The organism is Thalassobacillus hwangdonensis (genome assembly GCF_042675915.1).
GTDB lineage: Bacteria > Bacillota > Bacilli > Bacillales > Halobacillaceae > Thalassobacillus_A > Thalassobacillus_A hwangdonensis.
In genome coordinates this window covers 303,116-328,232 of sequence record NZ_JBHTKL010000006.1, presented here as the reverse complement: position 1 = coordinate 328,232, position 25,117 = coordinate 303,116, and the positions used below count along the sequence as shown (strand labels likewise).

Genomic DNA, 25,117 nt, shown 5'->3' with positions numbered 1-25,117 from the left:
ATATGGCTGGGATAACTGGACTTGGCGGCGTTTTTCTGAATATCGACAGTGATGTGAAAAAGCTGGTGGACTGGTACAGGGATGTACTGGAGCTGGATGTAAGTGAGTATGGCATTAATTTTCTGAACCCGAACACCTTTACCTTGATCACGTTTGCTAACAAAGAGGGCGGACATACGAAGCTCAATTTTACCGTCGATGACCTGGATGCTTTTATGGAAAAGCTGGTGCAGAAACAGGTGAAAGTCATTCAGGAAGTTCAGGAGTATGACTACGGCAAGTTTGCCAGGATTGAAGATGTATCAGGGAATATGGTCGAGCTTTGGGAGCCGTTTGAGGACAACTACAGGGAAATGGTCGAGAAGGAAATGGAGACTTACAACTCAAATAAGAAATAAAATTGTTCCTCGCCGATAAGGTAGGGGAATTTTTTTGTCGCAAAAAATACACAAGGGGGTATATTGTTTTGCGGGTGGAAGAGGAGTAGAATAGAGATATAAAGTTACATGTGAATCAATTCACAATAAAGGGGATGAATGTCATGGGGAAGAAAATTATCATTGTCGGTGGAGTTGCAGGAGGAGCTACAGCTGCAGCTAGACTGCGTCGGTTGAGTGAAGAGGACGAAATCATCATGCTTGAAAAGGGAGAATACATTTCTTTTGCCAATTGCGGGTTGCCTTATTACATCGGCGGAGTAATTACGAACAGGGATGCGCTGCTTGTCCAGACAGTGGAAGGTATGTCTAAAAAGTTCAACCTCGATATTCGCAACCTGAGTGAAGCGGTCGGTATCGATCGTGACAAGCAGACGGTGGAAATCAAAGATTTAAGGACAGGAAACGTCTATACAGAGAACTATGATCGATTGATCCTGTCTCCTGGAGCACGCCCGATTGTACCGCCATTACCTGGTTATGAAGAGGCTGAAAATATTTTCACGTTGAGGTCTGTGCCGGATACCGACAAAATCAAAGGCTGGGTCGATGAGCGCCAGCCGAAACAGGCAGTCATCGTTGGCGGGGGCTTCATCGGTCTTGAGATGGCGGAGAATCTGGCTCACCTTGGAATCGAAGTGACGCTCGTCGAGCTTGGCGATCAGGTGATGGGAACGCTTGACTATGAAATGGCGGCGATGGTTCAAAAAGAGCTGATTGAAAAGGGAGTTCGTGTCATTTTGAAGGATGGAGTGAAGGCGTTCTATGACCAAGGAAAAGAGGTCGAACTTGCAAGCGGAAGGAAGCTTGTGAGTGACATGACCATCCTGTCCATCGGGGTCCGTCCGGAAAACGAACTAGCGACTGGCGCAGGGCTTGCAGTTGGAGATCGTGGTGGAATCGTCGTCAATCAACACCTTCAGACAGAAGACGAGAACATATACGCAATCGGTGATGCAATCGAAGTGAAGGATTACATCCATCAGGTGCCGACAATGGTGCCACTCGCATGGCCGGCGAATCGCCAGGGTAGATTGGTAGCGGATCACATCAACGGCATGAATGCAGCCTACAAAGGAACGCTCGGAACTTCCGTGGCAAAGATTTTCGACCTGACGGCTGCTACTACTGGTAGCAATGAAAAAGTGCTGAAGCGGCTTGGGGTGACTTATGAAGCGGTACATGTGCATCCAATCTCTAATGCAGGCTATTATCCAGGCGGAAGTCCCCTGGCATTGAAACTACTGTTCCATCCTGTGACAGGTGAAATCTACGGGGCCCAGGCAGTCGGGTTGAAAGGTGTAGAAAAACGGATTGATGTGATCGCAACTGCGATTAAAGGGAAGCTGACTGTTGCGGACTTGGCTGATCTTGAGCTTGCTTATGCGCCGCCGTATTCTTCTGCAAAAGATCCAGTGAACCTGGCTGGCTATGCAGCGGCGAACGTTGTGGAAGGCGACTTGAAGGTCGTGCACCACGATGAAATCGATCGGATTGTCGCTGAAGGTGGGGTGTTGATCGATGTCAGGGAGCCTGCCGAAAGGGAGATCGGATTTATCCCGGGCTCTGTGAACATTCCTTTGGGACAGCTGAGGGATAGACTTCATGAACTACCGAAAGATCAGCCTATCTATGTGGGCTGTCAGGTCGGGTTGCGCGGCTATCTTGCGGTCAAGACGTTGATGAATCATGGCTTTGAAGCGATTAATCTGAGTGGGGGCTACAAGACTTATCGAATGGCAAAAAAAGTGGAAAGCCAGCGCAAAGTCTCCATCTCTTAGGGGATGAATCATCCTATTTATGGTAACCGGTCGGGATGTATGTTTCTGTAAATCAAAGAATGATATAATGCAAAAGTTGCAACAGGAACGATACATCTAGGGGGAGTCATTAATGAAAAAGATAATCATCGCAATGCTACTGGTCGTTTTTTCAATAGTACTGGCAGCATGCGGACAGGATGAATCAGCATCAACAGATAAAAAAGCAGCTTCATCCGAAAAAGAACATGCGGAAAATACACAACTGAAGCCTGAAGACATTGAAATATCTGAGGATGTAAAGAAGATGTCCTACGAAACCATCAAAGGATATGATGGTGTGAAAGATGCCTACATTGAAGTGGATGGAGGCAAAATTTTGATGACACTTCAAGTAGGAGCAAGCATGAACGAAGAAACACGCAAGGAAATGGGCGATAACTTCGTAAGGAACCTTGCTTCCAATGCTGCGATTTATAATGATGACCTTGATGGTCCATCGAAGGATGCATACGGAACACTTTTTGAAGTATATGACTTGCAAATCGGTGTCGGTACAGGGTCCGATGATATCACTCAAGGTGCGAAAGTGAAAGAATCTCCGAAAATCACATGGTAAGTAGTCTATAGGAAAGGTCCCAGTCATTGGGGCCTTTTTTTCATCCTCTTTCGAATAAAACCTAAAGGGTTAGGGTAATGAAAAGATAGAAGATATTTGGACAAGTGGAGGGTGAAATGATGAATAAGAAAATGAACCGTGGGGTGTGGACGGCATTGTCCGCCATCGGTCTAGCGCAGGCCTTGAAGATAGTTACGCATAAACGGATGACAGGAAAGTGGGATGTCAAACAGATTGCGACGACCGGCGGGATGCCGAGTTCGCATTCGGCTGGTGTATCTGCACTTGCATCCTATATTGCTGCCAATAAGGGATCACGCCATACGGAGACAGCATTGGCGACAATCTTTGGAGTGATCGTCATGTATGATGCGCAGGGCATCCGCCGCCATACCGGTGAAATCGCGCAGCTGGTCAATGAGCTGGAAGACAATTTTGCAAAACTGTCCGGAGATTTCCCGAGCTTCGAGTTCGTCGAGCGGGAAAAAGAATTGAAGGAATTGTTGGGACATCAGCCTCTGGAAGTTGTCGGTGGTGCATTGCTTGGAGTGGCATTAGGTGTGATTGCAGCAAAATTTGAAAATGATTGAGAGTCCGATATGTCGGGCTCTTTTTTTGTGCATTTAGAAAAAGCTTTCGTCATGAATCTGGGGGGAGAGTCAAGTTTTTAGCAAATCGATTGCTTGTAAGATGATAGATGAGGGACTATGCTTGGAGCAAAGGAATAATAACGAGTGAGAATCGGAAACTAACCATGGAAGTTTTTTCGTAACGATGTCTTAAGCTGAAGGGGAACTATTTATGAATAAATGGAATTTCGATAATAGTTATGTACGATTGTCTGAGGAGTTTTTTACTAAGGTTGAGCCAACGAAAGTGATGGATCCGGAATTGGTCATTTTCAATAAAGATTTAGCGGAAACGTTAGGGTTAGATGAAGAATCACTTCAGAAGGAGTCAGCGGCAGAAGTGTTCGCGGGTAATGAGTTGCCGGATGGATCGGAACCGTTGGCACAGGCGTATGCTGGCCATCAGTTCGGCAACTTGACGATGCTTGGTGATGGACGAGCTGTATTGCTTGGAGAACAGATGACCCCTGACGGTGAACGGTTTGATATCCAGTTGAAGGGGTCAGGTCGGACGCCTTACTCTCGTGGTGGAGATGGGCGGGCGTCATTGGGACCGATGCTTCGTGAATATATTATCAGTGAGGCGATGCATGGACTGGGAATACCTACGACGCGTAGCCTGGCTGTGGTCACGACTGGGGAGCCGGTCATTCGTGAAACAGAATTGGAAGGTGCGATTCTGACGCGAGTGGCATCGAGTCACCTTCGTGTAGGGACATTCCAGTTTGCACGGGGACTTGATGATGTAGAGAAGCTGCGCTCATTGGCGAATTATGCGATTGAGCGGCATTACCCGGATGTGGCCGGGGATGAGAACAAGTATCTTTCCTTGTTGGAGCGGGTGATTGATCGCCAGGCTGCGCTGATCGCCAAGTGGCAGCATGTCGGATTCATCCATGGGGTGATGAATACTGACAACATGACAATCAGTGGGGAGACGATCGATTACGGTCCATGTGCGTTTATGGATACGTACGACCCGAAGACTGTGTTCAGCTCAATTGATACTGATGGACGTTATGCATATGGTAATCAGCCGGGAATCGGCGGCTGGAATCTAGCCAGGTTTGCAGAGACATTGCTTCCGTTGCTGGATGAGGACCAGGAGAAAGCGCTGGCTATGGCGCAGGAAGCGATGGAGGGATACCTCGAGCTTTCTAAAAAGTACTGGCTGGATGGCATGCGGAAGAAACTCGGATTGTTTGGCGAAGCGGAAGAAGATGAAGCCCTGGTTCAGGAGCTGCTGAAGCTGATGAAAAAGCATGAAGCAGACTTTACGAATACGTTCCGGGCATTGACTCTCGGTGAAGAAGTGGAGATGGTGGAAGATCAAGTATTCGAAGTATGGTATAAGAAATGGCAGAAGCGGCTGGCTGAGCAGGATGCGTCAGAGGAAGAAATGCGAGAGCGGATGAAAGCGAACAACCCAGCAGTCATCCCAAGGAACCATCGCGTCGAAGAAGCATTGAAAGCAGCGGTCGAGCAAGATGATCTAAGGCCGATGCGGAATCTGCTCGACGTGCTTGCTGACCCATATGCTTACGGGGCTGAGCAAGAAGCTTATACCACACCACCAGCACCAACCACCATCCCATACCGAACCTACTGCGGCACCTAAGGGTCTCAATCATAGGTAACGATGGCTATTTAAAAGTAAAAGTGAACGTATTTATACCGGAATTAAATATTCAAGAAACAGGCGATAGCTGCATAGTGGCTATCGCTTATTTTTATAGAAGTTTATGAAACGTATGAAGAATGAACCCGTATGTAATAGTAAGGTGCTTTTGATCATGAGATAGGAGATGGAAAATGAAAAAGACAAGGTTCCGAGGAATAGGAATTGTCCTTGGTGTAGCAATTGGCACTAGCGTAGGAATAGCTGTTGACCAACTAGCGATCAGCCTCCCGCTCGGTATCGTTTTAGGTTTAGTTTTTGGTTCCATGTTAGACATTAGGAGTAATCGGTAAGGGCAATAGGGATTAATTAATTTCTAGGGGGATGGCGATGGGTATTAATGAACTGACCTCATTTGAAGGTTGGCAGGACCTATGGAAACGCTCCACGGATTCACCGGTATTAGTCTTTAAGCATAGTACCTCCTGTATGATCAGTGCTAGAGCTTTCAAGCATTTGAAAGCGTTCAAAAAGGAAGATGAATATGAAATAGATTGCTGTATGGTGAAGGTTATTGAAAACAGAAGAATATCTGATGAAATCGCAAAGGATACGAATATTCCTCATAAATCACCTCAAATTTTCCTCATAGATAAACAACGAATTATATGGAATACATCCCATTGGAAGATAACAGAAAAGCGTATAAGAAAAGCCGTTCAGGTAGGTTGTTAGAAGGTGATTGTTGAAGATGAGGATTACTAAAGGGAATATCAAATATTCCTCATCCACAAAACGAACATATGGATTATTGAAGGATACCTTTTACTCAGCCTAACAAGTTCAGTATTGGGAAAAGTTCGATTCTAAATAAAAGTGTGAATAGCAAAATAAAACGCTCAGATTTTTTCTAAGCGTTTTATTTATGGAAATATTATTTTTTCACTTATTAAACTAAAGCACTCGTTAGCGTAGGAAAAAAACTACACTTCGCTTTTAAATACTCCTTCATGATCTTGAAACATTGTCATTAAGTGTGTTTTTAACTTCAACAAGTTATCGTCTTTTTCAGCGAAAGATATTTGTATTGTTTTTTCCGTTTGAAGTTGTCTTGAGGCATTATTATCTAGTTCTATTTCTACACAATCTTTGTATAAAACTACATTTAAAATTCCACCAAAGGTTGAACGGATTTCATCATTATAGGTAATATTGACCTCATTCGATTCTAGTCTCTTATCATCAGTTACTAATGACTTTTGTAAAAGTACATATTCGTTGGCATTAAACTCATCATCAGCAAAGCCTATAATAAGGACATTTGTATGCTCATCAACATCAGTATTTAAAAAGTTCGCTTTTAACAGTTTTTGCATTCCCCATGTCCCTCTCATATTAAATCCTTCTAGAACTAGCATGCTCCGTTACTTTAAAAAGAAGAGACCGATCTTCTGATTGAAGAAAAGTACCCTTTCGCTTAACAAGTAACACTCATTATCCTTCGACTATTTTATTCTCTGTTCCATTTAGAATTCTCTTTATGTTTTGTCGATGAAGAATAATTATTGAAACGCTTATTAATAGAGAAAGTGCCATGATAACTACATCTTCAAATATTAGACTGTAAATGAATAATGATATACAAGCCAACATTGAACTAAGTGATACATACTTAGTAAAGATCAAAGTTAATACAAATACAACGAAACCAACAAAAACGCCTAAAGGGGTCAAAAACAAGAAAACTCCAGTCGCTGTAGCTACAGCTTTTCCGCCTTTAAAACTAGCAAATACAGAAAAGATGTGTCCTAATATGGCTAATAAACCACATACAATAGGGTTAACCGTAGAACTAAGTATTATCGGAAGTAAACAAGCAAGTGTACCTTTTAATATATCTGCAATTGCAACAATTACTCCTGCTTTTATGCCTAAAACTCTATAAGCATTCGTTGCACCAAGATTTCCACTACCATAATTGCGAATATCCTTCTTATAAAACACTTTACCGACTATTAAAGCAAATGAGATTGAACCTATTATATAACTTGAAATTAGAGTTAAAATGTTCAAAGTAGTATTGTCTCCTCAATTATTAGTTTGCTATTATAAGTATTTCTCTTTGTTATTTATTTTTTCCTGCAACCCTTCTTGTAATAACTGCTCAGCTCGTTTCTCTTCCAAAACTGAACCCGTTAGCTCAGGCACAGAAAATTTCACGCCTTAGCACTTCACCGCGATGAGTGACAGTCCCTCATCGCGGTGAAGCTTTAGCAGAGCGGGGGACTGTCCCTCAATGCGTTAAAGCAATAGAGGAGCTGGGAAAGTGAATCCCGGCTCCTCTATTATTGGGCGATGCATAGTTTGTTGCGGCCGCTTTCTTTTGCTTCGTATAAAGCGACGTCGGCACGTTTCAGGAAGTCTTTGATTACTACGTCCTGCTTCGTCAGGCTCGAAGCCCCGATGGAAACAGTTATATGGAGCGGCTGATTGTCCGGTAAGACAAACGTGTTGTTTTCTACCCGCTTTCTTATCCGTTCTCCAACAGCAGTCGCCTGGGTAAGCCTGCAATTAGGAAGCAATATTGAGAATTCCTCACCGCCGTTTCTCGAGACAATATCCATGTCCCGAGAGGTCTCGTTTAAGATCGCTCCAAGCTGTTTCAGCACTTCATCCCCTGCATCATGGCCGTAAGTATCATTCACTTTCTTGAAATGATCGATATCAATTACCAGAATGGATAAACTCTCATGCTTTTCTTTAAACCTGGTTGTAAAGATATTCAAATAGTAGTCAAATTGCCGTACGTTGTTCAGTCCAGTCAAGAAGTCCACTTCGGCCGATTCTTTATAGAAGTGGAATAAGCGGTTGGCTTCCTGCATATCAATGAATACTTTCACTGCTAAGAGCCCTGCAATGATTCCAAACGGCCAATAGAAAAGTAAGATTTCCTGGCGTAACGCTTCATCACTGATTGTGATATATAATGCGATCGTTACAAATAACATGCCTATGATATTCCCGAAAAACATTTTGACTTTTATGCTGTCGATTTGTGCATATTTAGCTAGCAAAATTACACAGCCTCCCAACAGCAGGGAGAGTGCTACAGCAACGTAAGCTGCTTCAGTAAAACCGAAGAAGAAACGGCTTCCTGCAATGATTACCGTCGTTACAATCGTGGCAGGAATGCCACCATAAAAACCTATGAAGAGGATAGCCAGATGTCTCAAGTCAACCCTGACAGTATCAGTCGCCTGGATGGAAAAGTACATCAATAGTAAGCCGAGTAGTCCAAAGAAGAAGCCGTAACCTATCGAGGTCTTCAAGGAGTTCTTGGAATTCAAAGGTTTGGGGAAGATTTTACTCATCAAATAAAAGCAGGATATGAGAACAGCAGCGTTTGCTGCGAGATCCTTAATCAAATAAATCACCTATTTCCATTACTGGTAATCGTTACAAATATAGTTATCTAAAAGTATAGCATTTTTAAGAAATATGTCGAAAAGAGAATGTAAAATCTTTGTGAAATAATCATAAAATTCCTTTTTCCTCACCAGTATGAACTAGTATTAAAGCCGAAAAGTGATTATAATAGGTACAAAGCAAGGCTATAACTGCTTCACACATCAACGAAGAGAAGGCAATGAACGATAACTCTTCATGTGGGCACTTGAGTTATCGGGAGTCACTAGTGCAACCGGCTCCTAAATGGAGGTATGAAAGATGAGTTTTTCCCCTTTGGATTATTACTTAAATGTGTATTCTCCTTCTGCAAAGGATTTACTAGAACAGCTCCGGAAACATGACGCCATTACATATCAACATTCGTTACAGGTAACCGATTATTATGTAAGGTTCTGTGATTATTGGTCATTGTCGAAAATGCTGGTGCCTTCACGGGTGCTTTCTGTGCTGCTTCACGATATCGGAAAGCTGCAGGTCCCGAAGCGCATCTTACAGAAGCGAAGTCCACTTACTAATATGGAGTGGCATATTTTAAAAGGGCATCCGCGATATGGTACTGAAATTTTGAGTGACCATACGGACATTAAATTAGAACCAGATGTGGTCTTGTATCATCACGAAAACCTCGATGGTTCCGGCTATCTTTATGGATTGCAGGGTGCAAGGCTGGATTCCTGTGTGAGAATCTTGCGGATCATCGATAGTTATGATGCCATGATAAGTGCAAGATCCTATGGGAAAGTTTTCACACCAGGAGAGGCGCTTGAAGACTTGAGGAAGCATGGGGATACCCACTATGATGCAGATTATGTCGATCTCTTTGAAGAATTCATCCGTGAGAAGAGTATGAAAAAATCTCTTCCTTTATAAATTTAAAGAATGAGGCTCCCAGCACAATGTGTATGGGAGCCTCTAATTTTATTTCGGGCACATATTTGGACATTATTTCCTACTGTTCCTAGAATAGAATCAAGAAAGTAGGAAGGGAAGGATAAGTGTGGCAGAGTTCAAACGTAATGTAGATAAACAGTGGTATGTGAAATACGATGAGGTAGGATTCCCTTCGATCCAGAAAGGGTGGGTCCTGCCTGCTGGCCAGTTCGAGATGTTCGATCCGTTCATCCTGATGGCGGAAGACTGGTTCAAGAAGGGAACATTCACCGATCATCCACACCGCGGCTTCCAGACGATCACCTATGTCGTCGATGGAAGGCTGGAGCACATCGACAATGGTGGGGGAAGAGATATCCTTGAGCCAGGTGACGTTCAGTACATGAATGCCGGTGGCGGAGCAAGGCACGCGGAGGACGGTGTCGAAGATGATATCGCGCATACCCTTCAGCTATGGCTGAATCTGCCGAAGGAAAAGAAATTCACCGGAACGAGATATCAGAACCTTTATGGTGAAGACGCGCCGGTCGTACGATTTGATGGCGGCCAGGCAAAAGTTTTCTCAGGAAACGTGGCAGGTGTGAAAGGCCCGATGGATTCTATCGTACCGATCACGTTGACGGAACTGACGATGGAAGAAGGTGCTTCGTTCACCCTCGACCTGCCAGAGAATCACAATGCGTTCGCATATGTCCTTGCCGGTTCAGCAGATATCGGGGAAGATCCGGTGAATTTGAACAAACATGGTGTAGCAACTCTGAGCTTTAACGAAGAGGCTCCTAACGACGCAACAAGCGAACTGAAGGTCACTTCCAAAAAGCGCCGAACGAGAGTGCTCGTTTATTCCGGCAAGCCGATACGTGAGCAAGTGGTCGCGCATGGTCCATTTGTCATGAATTCAATGGAAGAAATTAAGCAGGCATACGAAGATTTCCGCAACGGAAAGTTTGGACCGCCGGCAGTATAAAATAACTAAAGTGCCATCTGTCGAGATTAGTTGTTAATATGTGTGTATTAAAAAGGAGGAGCTTCGATTTCTGAGCTCCTCTTTTTTTGAGCAATAATTTGTTTCTTCCAACGCACATTTATGTGGAGCTAGGATTATCTAAAGATTATCTTCAATAAAAAATTAATAAAACCGGTAATAGTATCAATGACAAGCCCTTTGTTTTTCTTTTTCATTTTCCGATGGTATTCATCCTGTTTTAGAATTGGATACTCTTTCTTAAAGTTTTTCAATCTCCCACACCCCTTAATAGGCATTCAATTCCTGTGATTGAAAATGCACAAAAAATTTGACTTTTATGAAATCTTTTTCCTATGTTTGGCAAATAGCGTCCACAGGGTATAACTCTCTCTAAGATATTTAATGTAAAGGAGAGGTAAAATGACGCCTGCCCAGATAGGTTTTGCCTTAGTATATATTTCGATTTTCTTGCTGTTAGGGAAGCTGATCCGGATTAAATTTCCGATCTTCCAAAATTTATTTCTGCCTTCATCCATCATCGGTGGCTTTCTAGCTTTACTTCTTGGTCCTCAGGTGCTTGGTAAGTTAGTTACCCCCTTCGTTTCAGAAGACAACTTTTTCACGAATGGAATCATGACTGAAGGGATCACTCAGGTTTGGGAAGCATTACCTGGCCTGCTGATTAACATTGTATTTGCGGCCTTATTCCTTGGGGCGAAGACGCCCACACTTAAGAATATTTGGAATTATGGGGGCCCGCAGTTAGCTTTCGGTTGGGCAATTGGCTGGGGACAATATGTCGTCGGTCTATTGGTAGTATTGCTGATCCTCGTGCCATTCTACGATATACCTCCAATGGCGGGTGCCCTTATCGAGGTTGCCTTTGAAGGAGGTCATGGTACAGCGGCAGGTATGGCCCAGACGTTTGAGGATCTAGGCTTTCCTGAAGCGTTTGATCTGGCAATCGGTTTAGCTACAGTTGGTATTTTATCTGGTGTCATTTTCGGTATCATCATGATCAACTGGGCAGTCAGAAAAGAGAAGACAGAGATTGTCAAAGACGTTAAAGAATTCTCTAATTTGAAAAAGAAGGGTATCATGGAGTTCCAAAATCGTGAACCTGCAGCTAATATGACAGTAAGACCAGAATCAATCGAACCGTTATCCTTCCACTTTGCGCTCATTTCACTGGCAGTTCTCATCGGGTATGTCATCCTGGAGGGACTGATTGCATTAGAAAGTGTGACATGGGGTGCTTGGACGGATAGTGAAATCATGACCTATGTGCCATTGTTCCCTATTGCAATGATCGGGGGCATACTCTTACAGTTGTTCTTTGATAAGACGGATAAACATGATGTGTTAGACCGTCCGATGATTGCTCGTATCCAAGGTTTTGCACTGGATATCCTTATTTTGACCGCGATTGCTTCTGTGTCACTCGATGTCATTGGCGAATACCTTGTGCCATTCATTGTGCTGGCAGTTGCTGGAATCACATGGAACGTTGTTGGTTTCCTGGTTCTTGCTCCGAGAATCATTCCGCAATATTGGTTTGAACGTGGTATTGGGGACTTCGGTCAATCCATGGGTGTTACTGCAACAGGACTGTTACTCATGAGGATTGTCGATCCGGATAGCAAATCGCCTGCGTTCGAAGCATTCGGTTATAAACAATTGGTGTATGAACCGTTCCTTGGCGGGGGGCTTGTAACAGCCTTATCCGTTCCATTCATCGCGCAATTCGGAGCGGTGCCGATGTTGGCGTTCGCAGCAGTCATGTCATTGACTGGTGTGTTAGCAGGATTATTCTATTTCGGTAAAAAAGGATCTTAAGTTGAAAATGCTGTCTCTGATGAGGCAGCATTTTTTTATGGTTTTAGGATAAGACGATAAATAAACATAGGATGAAAGTGACCCCTGATAATGGTGTCATAACGAAACGTTCTTTTTTGCTCGGTGAGATCAGGTTTGCTACTGTATTCATTCCGAGAAAAATCGTTATCACCCATACCGCTATATTGGTAGATATAAAGAAAGACCAATTCAAGACATCTGTATGGTGTAGAAAAACGAAAGCCATGAATAAGAGAATTAAAGCATTAATAACACTCACAATTCTTAATTTTTTGGGGAGGATTTTATGTTGGCCTCCCATTGCAAATTCACCTAAGGGGAAACCAAGGGAAAGAAGCACCTGAAACCCGGCAATTGATACAAAAGAAAGCGCAACAATTATTGATGCTATGTAGATGAAATCCACCTTCCAAACCTCCCCACATCATTCAGGAAAAATTCTTCCTATCTGCATGATCATCTACTCGTGTCCGCATATCTACTTTAATGCATTCAATTTCAGCATTTGCTTGAAATGCTTCCACCATCTTTTTAGTTCCACCGAATAAGGTGAAGTCAAAATCAATTCCGGTAAAAAGACACCAGCTCTTGTCCTCTGGCCACCAGTAGGTTGGATAATCCCGTATTTCTTCTTTAGCAGCGAGCTGTTCAACATCTATTAAATTCCCATAATACAAATGACCATAGCCGTGCTCTTCCTCATACTCGTTCACCTTTAATAGGTCATAATGGAAGAAACACATTCCCTTTGTAAATGGATTTAGAACCTTAATTACTTCTGGAACCATTTCAGCATCCATACTGTCTTCAACTGGTCCTGGCAAATATCGAGGATAGCCGCCCACTGCATTTACAAACGAGTGGAAACTAAATTCCTTATTAAATGGAAGGCCATATTTTTCAGCCAAATCTTTCAATAAGATCCGTTTTCCAAAATTAAAGGTTACTTCTTCAGCAGGGTCACAATCACTCCATAATAAAGCTTCATTCTTTATATTTATATCCGGGTAAAGAGGGTGCATCAGTTTAGCGAAATGAGTAAATCTTTTTGGGATGAAATTTTCAACTCTGCTACCTGTCCAATTATCAAAATCAATTGGCTCTGTTTCATTTGTAATCCAATGAAATGGTGAGAAATCATTTACCTTTTTCATCTGCTCATCCTCTTCATCTCTTTAATTCATTTACATAGTGTTTTACTTCCTGATAAGAATCCAGGTTAACGTCAATATCCCAAATGATAAAAGAGATAAATAATACTAAGTAGAGTAGAATATACTTTTTTGAGAATTTAGTAGAATGCTTGAACGATTTATTGAACAAGAGGAACAAAGCTGCTGCAAACATGGAGAGTATAAAAATATTCATTATCCAAATATTGTCCGCTTTTGCAACCGACAAAATTATTAAGGATAATGTACTGGCGTTATCGTTAGTAATGTGTACTGGGGTGTATTCCTTATTAAAATATCCTTCTTGAATGGTAAAAACTTCACTTTCTTCATCAAAGCTGTAATTATACCCGATCAAGTTGAAATTGGTAGGGATCGTTAAAAGGAACAATAATAATCCTACACTTCCATATATAAGGGATGCCTTATTGAATTTTTTCAAATAAATCCCCCCTTTAGTTAATCTTTACTTATCATCACGTTTATTCTCAAGCAATTTATAACCGACAAATATAGCAAAAATCCCCATCACTAAAAAGATAAGAACCATGACAATCCTTTGCACATCAAAAATAGATCCGTACCCATATTTTTCTTCTCGATAAGCCTTTATGTATTGACCATCGGATTCTTCAATGGCGATTGCTTCGTCCGTGCTGACGCCTTCAATCGAATAATATTTCGTACCTTTCTTGTACGTATTAGAAAAGTTACCGGCATACTGGTCCATATCTGAATACTTTGTGACATGACCAATTTCTTTATCAACATCTGTAACATATTCCTCATCACTAATCACATAAATATAACCGTCCCAAACAACAAATGAATATTCCCAAGTTGTCGCGGATGCCTTACTTGGAACAAAAGAAGTTAAGAGAATAATCCATACAGTTATCAAGAAAAATTGCTTATTTCTCAACTGCATACCTCCTTTGCTCTGGTTTACTTCCCATTCTTTATTATATCATTTAAAAGTTAAATATTGCCAAAATACTATTATCACTGATATGCATTTCAACCTGAAAAAAGTGATGTGGTAATATTAGGATATAGGATTTTTTTCCTGCTTTAATATGTATAGAGAAGAATGGAGTACGACATGGCCTATAAAATCATTTTTTTCGATATTGATGGCACCATCACTCACCACGACAACGGAAGCATTTCCCAATCTACAAAACTCGCAATCCAATCATTGAAAAGAAACGGAATCCAACTGGTGGCAGCTACAGGAAGACCTCTTTCAATGTGTGAAGAAATCAGGGATTTAGGAATAGATACCTTCATCACGGCAAATGGCGGATACGTAACGCATAAAGATAAAGTATTACATAAGATTCCTTTGGATAAACAGCTAGTCAAGGAAGTAGTTGAGTTTTCACAGGTGGAGAACCACGGATTATCTTTCTATACTGAAGACTTCAATATGAATGGGGTTAAAGAACCTGAGATATCCAATGCATTGAAGGAGACATTAGCGCTGGACGAATACCCGGCAGTTGATCCCTCGATTCACCAAAAAGAAATCTATCTGCTGTGTTTATTCGGAGATGATCCAACAGCTGAAAAATACCAAAAGGCTTTTCCGAATTTAACATTTCGAAGATGGCATCCATATGTGCTGAATGTGCTTCAGGAGGATGTGTCGAAATCAGTTGCGATTTTAAAGGTGCTTGAACATTTTGGTTACACCCCTTCAGAAGCGATTGCATTCGGAGATGGAGAAAATGATATTGATATGCTGGAGCTTGTAGGGGTGGGTGTAGCAATGGGAAATGGAAGTGAAAAACTAAAGCAGACAGCAGACTTCGTCACGAAGAAATCAAGTGAGGATGGAATTTCTTTCGCATTGGCGCACTACAATCTCATCTAATAGGGAAGGAGGAGGATTTCGTGAAGCTGTTGAAATCGAAACCGTTTTATTTTTTTCTGATTATCATCCTATCAGGAATTTTCTTCTTTAATTACGGGACTCCATGGGACTTGTACAAATACGATAAAGCATTCGAAGAACATTTGGAAAGTAACTACGATGGAGACTTTGTGGTCAAGAATATCAACTATGACATCATCCACCAGACCTACCATGCAAAAGCGTATGAACGTGAAAACCCTGAATTGATTTTTTATGTCGGACAGAATATCTCTGATCAGAAAATTACTGACTCATATGATTTTGAGAAAATGCACGTGGATGCAAAAGAAAAAGTTCAATCCGTTTTGGACCAGCATCTATCTGATTTCACTGTGAATGTTGAAGTCGTCTCGATGAAAGATAAAGAGCTCGAAATCAACATCTGGACCGAAGAGGAAATTGATCAGGAAATGGAGGAGACCCTGCTTCAGGCGGTTCTCAAGGAAACGGAGTACACTTCGAATCAATTTTTCGTTTCTGCTAAACGCTAGTAGGTAGAGGGAGGTTACTCAATGAAACTGCCAGTTTGCCAATATTGTGGGGAGGAATGGAGTTTCTGGGAGACTTTCAAACAATGCTACAATTTAAGGAGATTAAAGAAATGTCCTTACTGTAAACAACACCACCACATCAGTCAGCAGACAAGACATTATGTAGGTATCCTCTCCCTCATTTGGCCAGCTCCTATGATTCTGACATCCTTCTTTGTTTCTACATCAACCTCCATTACGATTACATTTACTGTGATCTCAGTTGTGACTTTGATCATTCCATTTTGTTTAAGGTTAACTCGTAAAAATTTGTAACCGACTCCGAGTTTATCTCGTCCAATAAGTAAGAAGGACCATACAGTGTGGAGGGAGTTTATGAAATTTCTATTATCACTTGCAATTGTTTTAACACTCTTAGCTGGATGCATGCAGGAAAGCTACCCTACTCCAAATCCTGACTCTTTTGTGGATGTAACGAATCAATCCGAAACAACGTCCGATTATCGGCATCTTTACATTCTTGAAGTATCAGAAACGCGCATGCATATTGCACCTCCCATGACCGACCCGACGGCATCCTATCCTTCCTACGAAATTCACTTTGACGAAGACACAAAAGTAGAGGGCGTGAAAGATTCCGTCAAAGTTCTCGCTGAAGGGGATCTTGTTGAAGTTTGGGTCAGGAAGGATGGTCCGGATCGGGAAGTTGCCGAAAAGATTATCGTCTATTCCCAGTAACATCACAGGCGCTAGAGATAGTGGTTTTATCGAATTCCGCCTGAGAATCGAGCTGTGTCTCGACACTCAAAAGCAACCATTTTACATAAATTTTTAAACGAATCCTCCTATTAAAATTAAAGAAGGCGAAGGCATGAAGTATTTTTTTGATTTTTTATTGGCGATTTCTTTGAATGGGTTTTCTTATTATGTAGCTAGTAGGGTCTTCACACTAGATCTTTCTGTGTGGCAGGCGCTCGTAATCGGTGCTTCTGTGGTGACGCTAGGGGCGTTGACGGAAGCTGTAGGAAGTCCGATGTGGTTGATCGTATTGATGCCGTTCCCGGTAGGTATGATTTTACTGTATCTGTTCCTTGGTGTAAGTGTTCCAGTGTGGTTCATCACCTATGCCGTTACACTCACTATCTACACGATCATTCACATTCCGATGAGTTATTTCTTCGGCTTTCATTCATTGATACCATCATGGAAATTATCCTGATGAAAAAAGAGAGGGGTTTATAAATGGAGAAAACAAAACGGATCGAATATCGCGGTGTAAAGGAAATTGGTGAAAAGAAACTAGTTGGTTTCCGAGTAGTTTGTGAGGATATGAAAGAATTTGGTGAGGAGATTCCAAAGGCATCGATGAAGCTAGTCGAACGAAAATCCGAAATCAAGCATCTGGTGGAGCCGGTCAACTTAATCGGTGCGTTCAAAGTGGCTGAAGAATCACAGGATGAAGACGGCTACTGGTCCTGTTTTGAAGTGGAAGCAATCGAGGATGTCCCTGAGGGCATGGTCAGCCTGACGATTCCTAAACAGAAATACGCAGTGCTGAACTTCAAAGGACACTCCTCGGAAATCATTGATGTTTATACGGATCTGCATCAGTGGATCACAGACAATGGCTATGAGCGTACGCCTGAAAAGTGGACGCTCGAAATCTATTCCGAGTGGTCAGAAAATGAAGACAATGTAGACTTATGTGATCCTGTAAAGTAAGCTGTAGTACACTTTGACGTAATCCTTAACAATGGATTACGTCGTTTTAGTTTAAATCCAGCCTTAAGTGGAAGTATTAAAGCAGGTATTTCGTGCGGAGTGAAGGAGGTTTAGTCATCATGAAGACGAAAGGAATTACGCTGGTATTGATCGGAGCAGCAAGCTTCGGTTTTACTCCTATCTTCGTGAAAACAGGATTTTCATACGGTTATACGCTGGGACAATTGAATATTACGCAAATGCTGGTTGCATTCGCTATGCTGTGGGGAATCAGCATAGTAAAAGGATTGAAGCTGAAAGGGATGACAAAAGGCGATGTGCTGAAGGTCGTCGCCACCGGTACGTCAGTAGGTTTGACTGGTATTTTTTATTATGGGGCGATGCTGTACATACCTGCTTCCCTGGCGATTATTCTGCTCTTCCAGTTTGTATGGATGGGGATGATTTATGAGTGGATCTTCAGCAAAGCCGTACCGACTAAGGTCAATCTATTATCTTTGGTCGTTACGCTGACCGGAGTCGTGTTTGCTTCTGAAATTATCGGAGGAGATGTAGCTGAATTACCAACGATCGGGCTCGTTTTAGGGTTGTTATCAGGCGCATCCTATGCGGGATTCATTTTCTTCAGTGGACAAGTAGCTACCAAGTCTCATCCAATCTTGCGGAGTGCGCTTATGGTGGCGGGATCTCTCGTGCTGATGCTCCTTGTTTTTGTCAGGGAAATTACGTCGGTTCCTCTAGGCGATGGGCGATTATGGCTGATTGCGTTCGGGGTTGCAATGGTAGGGGCGGTGCTTCCGCCGTGGTTCTTCGCGGCAGGTGCACCGCTGATTCCAGGCAGACTTGCCAATGTGTTAAGCTCTGTGGAACTTCCAGTAGCCATCATTTCGGCGATGGTCTTTCTTTCGGAATCAGTCAGTCCACTGCAATGGTTCGGGATCCTGCTCATCATTCTGGCAATTTTCATGAATGAGCTGGGAGAATCCTTTATAAGAAGGAAAAAAGGGTATAGAGAAAAAATAGTGCATGAATAGGAGGATGTAACATGGATCGATTCATGGAACGCGCTGTTGAGCTTGCTGTTCAGAACGTAAAGGAAGGTGGCCAGCCATTTGGTGCGGTGCTGGTTAAGGACAACGAGGTGGTAGCTGAAGGAGTGAACGAACTTCACAAGACCTACGATGTCAGTGGACATGCTGAATTGCTTGCTATTAGGCGTGCGCAGAAAAAACTGCAGACGCTCGAATTATCCGGTCACGTGATGTATGCAAGCGGCGAGCCGTGCCCTATGTGTCTGACCGCGATGTACTTTGCTGGAATAGATGAGGTTTACTATTGTCAGCCTGTGGAGGAGGCAGTGGACGCAGGCTTGGGGAAATCACAGTTCGTTTATGAAGAACTAAAGAAACAGAAAGAGGATCGTGAGCTTAAGTTCCGCCGCATACCATTGGAAGAAGGACAGGAAAACCCGATGAAACTATGGAAGCAATAGACATGATTAATAATCCTGGAGGTTGGTGGGCATGAAATATGTAAAGGTTAACCTTCTGATAGGCACACTGATCGGCTTTTCCATAGTCTTTCTGATAAGAGGACTATGGACAGGGGACTTTGATTTTTCTTGGTGGATTGGAATGCTGTTAGGTGGAGTTTTTGCCTACTTCCTGCTGGCATTGGTTTTTTACTTGAGAGACAAGGGTGCGGATAGGAATACCTAAGCAGTAAGTTCTCCTTAAATTAAGGAGGGCTATTTTTATGGGATCAACAATAAAAATAGATTGCAAAATAATATATATTTATTGTAAAACGATAAATAACCGCATATAATGAAAAAAAGATACTTTAAATGGGGTGTTTTCATGAAACGACGAGGTTCCACACTTTTTCTGAAAATAGTTGTGTTTCTTTTAGCTGTTCCAATACTTGGAATGTGCATCTTTTTATTACCTAAGATTGCAAGTGAGGCGGCAAACAGTGATTGGGAGCCGGCTAAATATGTGTACCCGATTCTGGTCGTGATGTATGCTTCGGCGATTCCGTTTTTTATCGCTTTGTACCAGGCGCTGCGACTGCTCAGTTATATTGATAAGAACAAAGCATTCTCTGATTTGTCGGTGAAGGCATTGAGGATCATCAAGTTCTGTGGAGTGGCGATTAGCGTGTTTTATGTGGCGGCAATGCCTTTCTTCTATTTGATCGGTGAAAAAGACGATGCGCCGGGGGTCATTTTGATCGGAATGGTACTTACATTCGCACCTGTCGTGATCGCAGTGTTTGCGGCTGTACTTCAGAAGCTGTTGAAAGAAGCGATCGATATTAAATCTGAAAACGATCTGACGGTATGAGGTGATTCATATGGCGATCATCATTAACATTGATGTAATGCTGGCTAAACGGAAAATGAGTGTTACGGAGTTATCCGAAAGGGTTGGCATCACGATGGCCAACATGTCCATCTTGAAAAATGGGAAAGCGAAGGCAGTCCGGTTTTCTACACTGGAGGCGATTTGTAAGGCATTGGATTGTCAGCCGGGAGATTTGCTCGAATACCAGCCTGAGGAAGGGGAGTAACGGATGTCTGGAGCGAATCGTATCACGCACGCATTCAGACAACTTGTCCGCTTTGGGTGGGAACAGACGCTATCCTGTCTGTTTCCTGTAGTCATCTTCGCATCTCTGGCAATCACTCAAATGATTTCCCTGCCTTTATTGCCGAGGTACGATTGGTTGTTGCTACTCTTCTTACTGATGCAATGGATCATGCTGCGCTCCGGTCTGGAAACGAAAGATGAACTGAAAGTGATCACCTTGTTCCACCTGATCGGACTTGCACTCGAAATCTTCAAAGTGCACATGGGGTCCTGGTCGTATCCGGAGGAAGGCTATTCGAAAGTGTTCAGTGTCCCTTTATACAGCGGGTTCATGTATGCGAGTGTCGCAAGCTACCTCTGTCAGGCTTGGAGACGACTGGATGTGAAGCTGGTGAACTGGCCTCCATTTTGGCTGGTCGTTACGCTGGGTTCTGCCATTTACTTGAATTTTTTCACTCATCACTTCTGGATGGATGTTCGGTGGATTTTATCTATCCTGGTGATCATCGTTTTCTGGCGTTCCTGGGTCAACTATTCGGTTAATGGTATAGTCTATCGCATGCCGATTGCCCTTTCGTTTGTCCTGATCGGCTTTTTCATCTGGATAGCTGAGAATATCGCAACATTTTTCGGGGCGTGGGAGTACCCGAATCAGACGGAGGCTTGGAGTCTTGTTCATCTTGGGAAGGTAAGTTCGTGGCTGTTGTTAGTGATTGTCAGCTTCCTTATTGTAGCGTCCCTGAAATTGGTGAAAGGAAAAGAGGCAGATTTGCGAAGGCGTTCATCATCCCGACAGCATTCAGGCATAAAAAGAATGACATCTACATAGGTTTCATTCATACACTAATCTTGAGGTGAAAATATGTCAATAGTGAAATATACGGATGCAGACGTTGCATTGATGGCGCGGATGATGCGGGCAGAAGCTGAGGGAGAAGGAAAACAGGGAATGCTTTACGTCGGAAATGTCATCGTCAACCGTGCGAAAGCAAGTTGCCTGGATTTCACGGATGTAAGGACCATTCGCCAAGTCATTTTCCAAGTGCAAGGTGGGAATTATTCTTTCGAAGCGGTTCAGAAGGGGAACCTCTTTTATAACAGAGCGCGGTCTGTAGAGAAACGACTGGCGAGGCAGAATTTAAACTACTGGCGTCAGCATCCTGCGAAATATGCATTGTGGTATTTCAATCCCTATGCACCATGCCCTCCGTCATGGTATGGTCAGCCATTTTCGGGTCAGTTCAAAAATCATTGTTACTATGAACCTGCTGCTGGAACATGTGCCAGTGTATATTAGCGGTAATACTTTAATGTCCAGTGCTGATCTGGGCATTTTTTTGTGCGCGGAGATCATTCTAATTCCAGGACAAGTACATATCTTATAGGAACTGCAGTGGAAGGATGGTCAAGGATGAATGTATGGGTAATGTGGTTATGTGCTTTGTCGACGGGTCTCGGGGCATTGCTGGTCCTGTTTTTGAACAACCTTTCTCACAGGAGAATGGATGTATTGCTGGCATATACAGCCGGGATCATGGTGGCTGCGTCTACTTATGCTTTGATTCCTGAATCCTTGAAGCTTACCAATCTATGGGAGTTGTTTTTTGGTGTGCTTGGTGGAGCTCTTTTATTGAATATCATAGAAAAACTGCTGCCTCACGTGGATTTGAATCCGCATCCGGGACGAGCGCTCGTTCCAAATGAAGCGTTGATGATGGTGTCAGCGATGACGATACATAATGTGCCGGAGGGATTATCCGTCGGCGCAAGTTTTGCCAGTGAAAATGAAAGCCTAGGTCTTGTCGTTGCTTTATCAATCGGATTACAGAATGCGCCTGAGGGGTTCCTCGTGGCGCTGTTTCTCGTCAATCTAGGAACTGGAAAAGGAAGAGCGATCCTCATCGCCACATTGACGGGGCTGATTGAAGTAGTGGCCAGCTTCTTCGGGTACCACATGATCGGACTGGCTTTGGCCCTGGTCCCCTACGGGCTGGCATTTGCCGCTGGCGCGATGCTGTTCATCGTGTATAAGGAATTGATTCCAGAAACACACGGGCATGGATATGAACGATCTGCAACGTTTGCATTCATACTTGGATTGTTAAGCATGATTTCCGTCGTAGAATTTTTCCGTTGATTGACGTTGCGCACTATTAAGTATTACTATATACTAGTAATAAGTAATACTGAATACCGGTGATACAGAGTACTGAAAAATGGAGGAAGAACATGAGTAATTTCCGAGAAATGATGAAAGGGGTGCTTGAGGGTTGTGTGCTTGAGATCATCAGTCGAGGCGAAACATACGGCTATGAAATCACTCAACAGCTGCGGAAACTTGGCTTCACTGATGTGGTGGAAGGAACCGTTTATACAATCACCATGCGTCTTGAAAAAAACGAATTGGTGGATATCGAGAAAAAGCCATCTACAATGGGACCGCCGAGAAAATTCTACACACTCAACGCAGCAGGTAAAGCCCACCTTGAAACCTTTTGGGGAAAATGGGAATTTGTTTCAAGTACGATTAACGAATTGAAAAATTCAAGTGTAAAGGAGAATGAAGATGAGTTTTCTTGAAAAAATTATTGGAAGTATTGAAGATAAGCGGGAATGGAGAGCGATGGAGGCACGCGCGAAGGCGCTTCCGAGTGAATACCATAATGCATACAAAGCGATTCAAAAGTATATGTGGACTACTGGCGGTCCTTCAGAGTGGAAGGATGTCCATCGTATTTTTAGTGGAATCCTTGACCTATTCGAACAAGGTGCAGCGGAAGGTAAAAAAGTCACTGACCTTACCGGCGAAGACGTAGCCGCTTTCTGCGATGATTTAGTGAGGGAAGAGAAAACTTGGACAGATAAGTATCGTACGAGATTGAACGATACAGTTAAGCGTGGCTGACATTTTAACTATGAAGACTACTTTATAAATGTTTTCAGACCTTAGAGTAGTCTTCGATTTCATTTATCGGAAATTTTGTTTAGGAGAGAATACATGTGAGAAAAATAACCTTATCAAATGGAAATACAGTAGAGGTTGAGTGTCTCAGCTGTGCACTGACAAGTGGTTTAGTTGATCCTGATGGTGGTGTCGTAGTTGAAACAGAGCACTTTCATGCTCATCAGGACGTTGCTTACCCAATAAGAGGGTTGATTATACTAGCTTCAAAAAGGCACATCAAAAGTCTTGATGAGTTGACCGAGGCTGAAAGGTTAGATTACATAAATGTCATGACCAGGATAAGAAAAGCTCAAAGAGAAGTGCTGGGTATAGAGTATGTTTATTATTTTTATAACGAAGACACTACCCATCATTTTCATACTTGGATGGTGCCACGCTATGAATGGATGTATGAGTTCGGGCGCTCTGTAGAGTCTGTTCGACCGATATTGCTTCACGCCAGAAATGAAATGAATGATAAAGAGAATGTGCAGGAAGTGATGGAAGCAATCCATACCCTTACTGTAGAATTGAACGACAAATAATAAAGCAGAACGCATGGCGTATATTGTCCGTGCGTTCTGCTTTTTGTTAGGGAATTAATGGTTTCTTTAATGTGATACATTTTCCTGTAAAACTGGTGCATCTGTTTTGCTTCCACGATTCAACATGTAACCGATGATGGCTCCGGCTATTGCAGGAAGCATCCATCCCAACCCGATGTCATACAACGGAAGATAGGTTGCATACATCGTTCGTACAGCCTCCAACATGGAATTATTCAAGCCTGCAATCGTAGACGTCAATGTAGTGTAACCATCAATGATACTTACGAAAAACGTCAATGCCATCGCACCTGCATAAACACTGCGCTTATGGTTGAACAACCTGGAGCTTAGGCCTAACAGGATCAGCACGATTGCCAATGGATACAGGAACATCAGAACAGGTATGGCGAATTCGATGATGTTGGTCAATCCGAAGTTGGCGACAGTGAAAGAAACGAGTGAAAGCAGTAGCACGAATGTCTTATAGCTGACTTTCGGAAACACCTCATGGAAAAATTCACTGCATGCGATCGTCAGTCCAATGCTGGTTTTCACACAGGCGAGCACGATGATGATCGCTAGCAGAATTGAACCGAATGGACCGAAATAATACTGGGAAACTGCTGCGAAAGTCAATCCGCCATTTTCCAATGTTCCGACTGCTGAGACACTGGATGCGCCCATGTACGTGATCAATCCGTAAATCAGCATCATCAGTCCCATTGCGAAAATGCCTGATTTCCAGGTCGCTTGTGCGATTGCTTTCCTATCGGTAATCCCAAGATTCCGAATGGCATTTATGACGATGATTCCAATAGCCAGTCCCCCGAGGGCATCCATCGTGTTATATCCCTCTTGGAAGCCGGTCATGAATGGAAGAGCTGCATAATCTCCTTGAGGTTCTCCGAAGCTGCCCATCGGCTTCACAATCGCAGTGATGATCAGAATCGATAAGAACAACAGGAACGTCGGCGTCAAATACTTGCCGATGATATCCATGACTTTGGCTGCGTTCAGTGAAAAATAATAGACGATTGCAAAGAAAATGAAGCTGAACAATGCAAGCCAAAGTCCACTCTGACCAGGGTTGATGAATGGCTCAAATCCGACGGTGAACGGAACAGTCGCCGTCCTTGGAATGGCGAAGAAAGGTCCAATGGTCAAATAAAGCATGATAGCAAAGGTGATTCCGAATATAGGGTGGACCCTGCTTGCCAAGTCATGCAGTCCTTTACTGCCTGACAGTGCAATTGCCAGGACTCCCATCAGCGGCAGGCCGATTGCTGTCACGAGAAAGCCGATCAGTGCCGGCCAAAATGAGGTTCCGGCGAGCTGGCCAAGCTGAATTGGAAAGATGAGGTTGCCTGCTCCGAAGAAAATTCCGAACAACATTGTCCCGATTGCTGCATACGTTGAGAAGCTGATTTTCTGGTTCATGTGCAAGTTCCCTTCTTGATGATAGTTTTGTGCTGTAAAGTATTAGAG

General features: G+C 43.0%; 34 protein-coding genes and 1 riboswitch. Of the genes, 26 read left to right on the top strand and 8 right to left on the bottom strand.

The genetic code is table 11. The features are described 5' to 3' along the window. The first annotated feature begins 2 nt into the window (after positions 1-2). From ACFQ2J_RS17275 to ytxJ, 6 genes are all read left to right on the top strand, one after another. Positions 3-398 carry a VOC family protein gene (locus tag ACFQ2J_RS17275; protein WP_386063526.1) on the top strand — a complete coding sequence of 132 codons (396 nt, stop codon included), beginning with the start codon at positions 3-5 and terminating at the stop codon, positions 396-398. Between the two features lie 143 nt (positions 399-541). Beyond that, positions 542-2,218, top strand: a complete 1,677-nt coding sequence (locus ACFQ2J_RS17270; protein WP_386063523.1) for an FAD-dependent oxidoreductase — start codon at positions 542-544, stop codon at positions 2,216-2,218. Between the two features lie 112 nt (positions 2,219-2,330). Next, a complete protein-coding gene (locus ACFQ2J_RS17265; RefSeq protein WP_386063520.1) occupies positions 2,331-2,816 on the top strand; it encodes an LptM family lipoprotein in 486 nt (161 codons plus the stop codon). A 119-nt stretch (positions 2,817-2,935) separates the two neighbouring features. After that, positions 2,936-3,406 (top strand): divergent PAP2 family protein, encoded by a 471-nt coding sequence (locus ACFQ2J_RS17260; RefSeq protein ID WP_386063517.1) that lies wholly within the window; start codon positions 2,936-2,938, stop codon positions 3,404-3,406. A gap of 211 nt (positions 3,407-3,617) precedes the next feature. Next, positions 3,618-5,063 carry a protein adenylyltransferase SelO gene (locus ACFQ2J_RS17255; RefSeq protein ID WP_386063514.1) on the top strand — a complete coding sequence of 482 codons (1,446 nt, stop codon included), beginning with the start codon at positions 3,618-3,620 and terminating at the stop codon, positions 5,061-5,063. Between the two features lie 390 nt (positions 5,064-5,453). Continuing rightward, positions 5,454-5,798, top strand: a complete 345-nt coding sequence (ytxJ, locus tag ACFQ2J_RS17250) for a bacillithiol system redox-active protein YtxJ (RefSeq protein ID WP_386063511.1) — start codon at positions 5,454-5,456, stop codon at positions 5,796-5,798. Positions 5,799-6,046: 248 nt separating this feature from the next. Here the strand turns inward: ytxJ and ACFQ2J_RS17245 are convergent, their stop codons facing one another. The 3 genes from ACFQ2J_RS17245 to ACFQ2J_RS17235 form a co-directional block, all read right to left on the bottom strand. Continuing rightward, positions 6,047-6,457, bottom strand: a complete 411-nt coding sequence (locus tag ACFQ2J_RS17245; RefSeq protein WP_386063509.1) for an Imm10 family immunity protein — start codon at positions 6,455-6,457, stop codon at positions 6,047-6,049. Positions 6,458-6,557: 100 nt separating this feature from the next. Then, positions 6,558-7,136, bottom strand: coding sequence for a glycerol-3-phosphate 1-O-acyltransferase PlsY (plsY, locus tag ACFQ2J_RS17240; RefSeq protein ID WP_386063506.1), 579 nt, complete (start codon positions 7,134-7,136; stop codon positions 6,558-6,560). Positions 7,137-7,408: 272 nt separating this feature from the next. Beyond that, positions 7,409-8,488 carry a GGDEF domain-containing protein gene (locus tag ACFQ2J_RS17235; protein ID WP_386063503.1) on the bottom strand — a complete coding sequence of 360 codons (1,080 nt, stop codon included), beginning with the start codon at positions 8,486-8,488 and terminating at the stop codon, positions 7,409-7,411. 205 nt (positions 8,489-8,693) lie between these two features. Continuing rightward, positions 8,694-8,777, top strand: a riboswitch (cyclic di-GMP riboswitch). A 12-nt stretch (positions 8,778-8,789) separates the two neighbouring features. Between ACFQ2J_RS17235 and ACFQ2J_RS17230 the strand changes: the two genes are divergently transcribed. From ACFQ2J_RS17230 to ACFQ2J_RS17220, 3 genes are all read left to right on the top strand, one after another. Then, positions 8,790-9,401, top strand: a complete 612-nt coding sequence (locus ACFQ2J_RS17230) for an HD-GYP domain-containing protein (protein WP_386063500.1) — start codon at positions 8,790-8,792, stop codon at positions 9,399-9,401. Positions 9,402-9,522: 121 nt separating this feature from the next. Continuing rightward, on the top strand, positions 9,523-10,389 hold the full coding sequence (locus tag ACFQ2J_RS17225) for a pirin family protein (protein WP_386064017.1): 867 nt from the start codon (positions 9,523-9,525) through the stop codon (positions 10,387-10,389). 420 nt (positions 10,390-10,809) lie between these two features. Continuing rightward, entirely contained in the window at positions 10,810-12,225 is a 1,416-nt protein-coding gene (locus ACFQ2J_RS17220; protein ID WP_386063497.1) for a sodium/glutamate symporter, read from the top strand. A gap of 43 nt (positions 12,226-12,268) precedes the next feature. Here ACFQ2J_RS17220 and ACFQ2J_RS17215 read toward each other — a convergent pair whose 3' ends face one another. The 4 genes from ACFQ2J_RS17215 to ACFQ2J_RS17200 are packed head-to-tail and all read right to left on the bottom strand — an operon-like array spanning position 12,269 to position 14,340. Next, positions 12,269-12,652, bottom strand: coding sequence for a hypothetical protein (locus ACFQ2J_RS17215; RefSeq protein ID WP_386063494.1), 384 nt, complete (start codon positions 12,650-12,652; stop codon positions 12,269-12,271). A 22-nt stretch (positions 12,653-12,674) separates the two neighbouring features. After that, positions 12,675-13,400 carry a hypothetical protein gene (locus ACFQ2J_RS17210; protein WP_386063492.1) on the bottom strand — a complete coding sequence of 242 codons (726 nt, stop codon included), beginning with the start codon at positions 13,398-13,400 and terminating at the stop codon, positions 12,675-12,677. A gap of 13 nt (positions 13,401-13,413) precedes the next feature. After that, positions 13,414-13,860 carry a hypothetical protein gene (locus ACFQ2J_RS17205; protein ID WP_386063489.1) on the bottom strand — a complete coding sequence of 149 codons (447 nt, stop codon included), beginning with the start codon at positions 13,858-13,860 and terminating at the stop codon, positions 13,414-13,416. 24 nt (positions 13,861-13,884) lie between these two features. Beyond that, entirely contained in the window at positions 13,885-14,340 is a 456-nt protein-coding gene (locus tag ACFQ2J_RS17200) for a hypothetical protein (protein ID WP_386063486.1), read from the bottom strand. Between the two features lie 180 nt (positions 14,341-14,520). Between ACFQ2J_RS17200 and ACFQ2J_RS17195 the strand changes: the two genes are divergently transcribed. The 17 genes from ACFQ2J_RS17195 (at position 14,521) to ACFQ2J_RS17115 (ending at position 23,629) form a co-directional block, all read left to right on the top strand. Further along, positions 14,521-15,294 (top strand): Cof-type HAD-IIB family hydrolase, encoded by a 774-nt coding sequence (locus ACFQ2J_RS17195; protein WP_386063483.1) that lies wholly within the window; start codon positions 14,521-14,523, stop codon positions 15,292-15,294. Positions 15,295-15,314: 20 nt separating this feature from the next. Then, entirely contained in the window at positions 15,315-15,827 is a 513-nt protein-coding gene (locus tag ACFQ2J_RS17190; RefSeq protein WP_386063481.1) for a hypothetical protein, read from the top strand. 21 nt (positions 15,828-15,848) lie between these two features. Continuing rightward, a complete protein-coding gene (locus tag ACFQ2J_RS17185; RefSeq protein ID WP_386063479.1) occupies positions 15,849-16,142 on the top strand; it encodes a TIGR04104 family putative zinc finger protein in 294 nt (97 codons plus the stop codon). Positions 16,143-16,202: 60 nt separating this feature from the next. Next, positions 16,203-16,565, top strand: a complete 363-nt coding sequence (locus ACFQ2J_RS17180) for a hypothetical protein (protein ID WP_386063476.1) — start codon at positions 16,203-16,205, stop codon at positions 16,563-16,565. A gap of 133 nt (positions 16,566-16,698) precedes the next feature. Next, positions 16,699-17,046, top strand: coding sequence for a hypothetical protein (locus tag ACFQ2J_RS17175; protein WP_386063472.1), 348 nt, complete (start codon positions 16,699-16,701; stop codon positions 17,044-17,046). A gap of 23 nt (positions 17,047-17,069) precedes the next feature. Further along, on the top strand, positions 17,070-17,549 hold the full coding sequence (locus ACFQ2J_RS17170; protein ID WP_386063469.1) for a GyrI-like domain-containing protein: 480 nt from the start codon (positions 17,070-17,072) through the stop codon (positions 17,547-17,549). Between the two features lie 119 nt (positions 17,550-17,668). Next, entirely contained in the window at positions 17,669-18,583 is a 915-nt protein-coding gene (locus ACFQ2J_RS17165) for an EamA family transporter (RefSeq protein ID WP_386063466.1), read from the top strand. A gap of 11 nt (positions 18,584-18,594) precedes the next feature. Continuing rightward, positions 18,595-19,041, top strand: coding sequence for a nucleoside deaminase (locus ACFQ2J_RS17160; protein WP_386063464.1), 447 nt, complete (start codon positions 18,595-18,597; stop codon positions 19,039-19,041). Between the two features lie 31 nt (positions 19,042-19,072). Continuing rightward, entirely contained in the window at positions 19,073-19,267 is a 195-nt protein-coding gene (locus tag ACFQ2J_RS17155) for a hypothetical protein (protein WP_386063459.1), read from the top strand. A 141-nt stretch (positions 19,268-19,408) separates the two neighbouring features. Continuing rightward, positions 19,409-19,894, top strand: coding sequence for a DUF2975 domain-containing protein (locus tag ACFQ2J_RS17150; RefSeq protein WP_386063456.1), 486 nt, complete (start codon positions 19,409-19,411; stop codon positions 19,892-19,894). Between the two features lie 10 nt (positions 19,895-19,904). Continuing rightward, positions 19,905-20,120, top strand: a complete 216-nt coding sequence (locus ACFQ2J_RS17145) for a helix-turn-helix domain-containing protein (RefSeq protein ID WP_386063453.1) — start codon at positions 19,905-19,907, stop codon at positions 20,118-20,120. 3 nt (positions 20,121-20,123) lie between these two features. Continuing rightward, positions 20,124-20,969, top strand: a complete 846-nt coding sequence (locus tag ACFQ2J_RS17140; RefSeq protein ID WP_386063450.1) for a DUF817 domain-containing protein — start codon at positions 20,124-20,126, stop codon at positions 20,967-20,969. Positions 20,970-21,002: 33 nt separating this feature from the next. Continuing rightward, entirely contained in the window at positions 21,003-21,437 is a 435-nt protein-coding gene (locus ACFQ2J_RS17135) for a cell wall hydrolase (RefSeq protein WP_386063447.1), read from the top strand. Positions 21,438-21,551: 114 nt separating this feature from the next. Continuing rightward, positions 21,552-22,277 carry a ZIP family metal transporter gene (locus ACFQ2J_RS17130; protein ID WP_386063445.1) on the top strand — a complete coding sequence of 242 codons (726 nt, stop codon included), beginning with the start codon at positions 21,552-21,554 and terminating at the stop codon, positions 22,275-22,277. Positions 22,278-22,369: 92 nt separating this feature from the next. Then, the gene (locus ACFQ2J_RS17125; RefSeq protein ID WP_386063442.1) at positions 22,370-22,720 is read left to right on the top strand and encodes a PadR family transcriptional regulator; all 351 of its coding nucleotides are present in this window, start codon (positions 22,370-22,372) and stop codon (positions 22,718-22,720) included. Continuing rightward, positions 22,707-23,045 carry a DUF1048 domain-containing protein gene (locus ACFQ2J_RS17120; RefSeq protein ID WP_386063439.1) on the top strand — a complete coding sequence of 113 codons (339 nt, stop codon included), beginning with the start codon at positions 22,707-22,709 and terminating at the stop codon, positions 23,043-23,045. The genes ACFQ2J_RS17125 and ACFQ2J_RS17120 overlap by 14 nt, the downstream gene beginning before the upstream one ends. Before the next feature lie 95 nt (positions 23,046-23,140). Beyond that, positions 23,141-23,629, top strand: coding sequence for an HIT family protein (locus ACFQ2J_RS17115; protein WP_386063436.1), 489 nt, complete (start codon positions 23,141-23,143; stop codon positions 23,627-23,629). Positions 23,630-23,695: 66 nt separating this feature from the next. On the opposite strand, the gene brnQ is transcribed toward ACFQ2J_RS17115, so the two are convergent. Beyond that, a complete protein-coding gene (gene brnQ, locus ACFQ2J_RS17110) occupies positions 23,696-25,069 on the bottom strand; it encodes a branched-chain amino acid transport system II carrier protein (RefSeq protein WP_386063433.1) in 1,374 nt (457 codons plus the stop codon). Between the last annotated feature and the right edge of the window lie 48 nt (positions 25,070-25,117).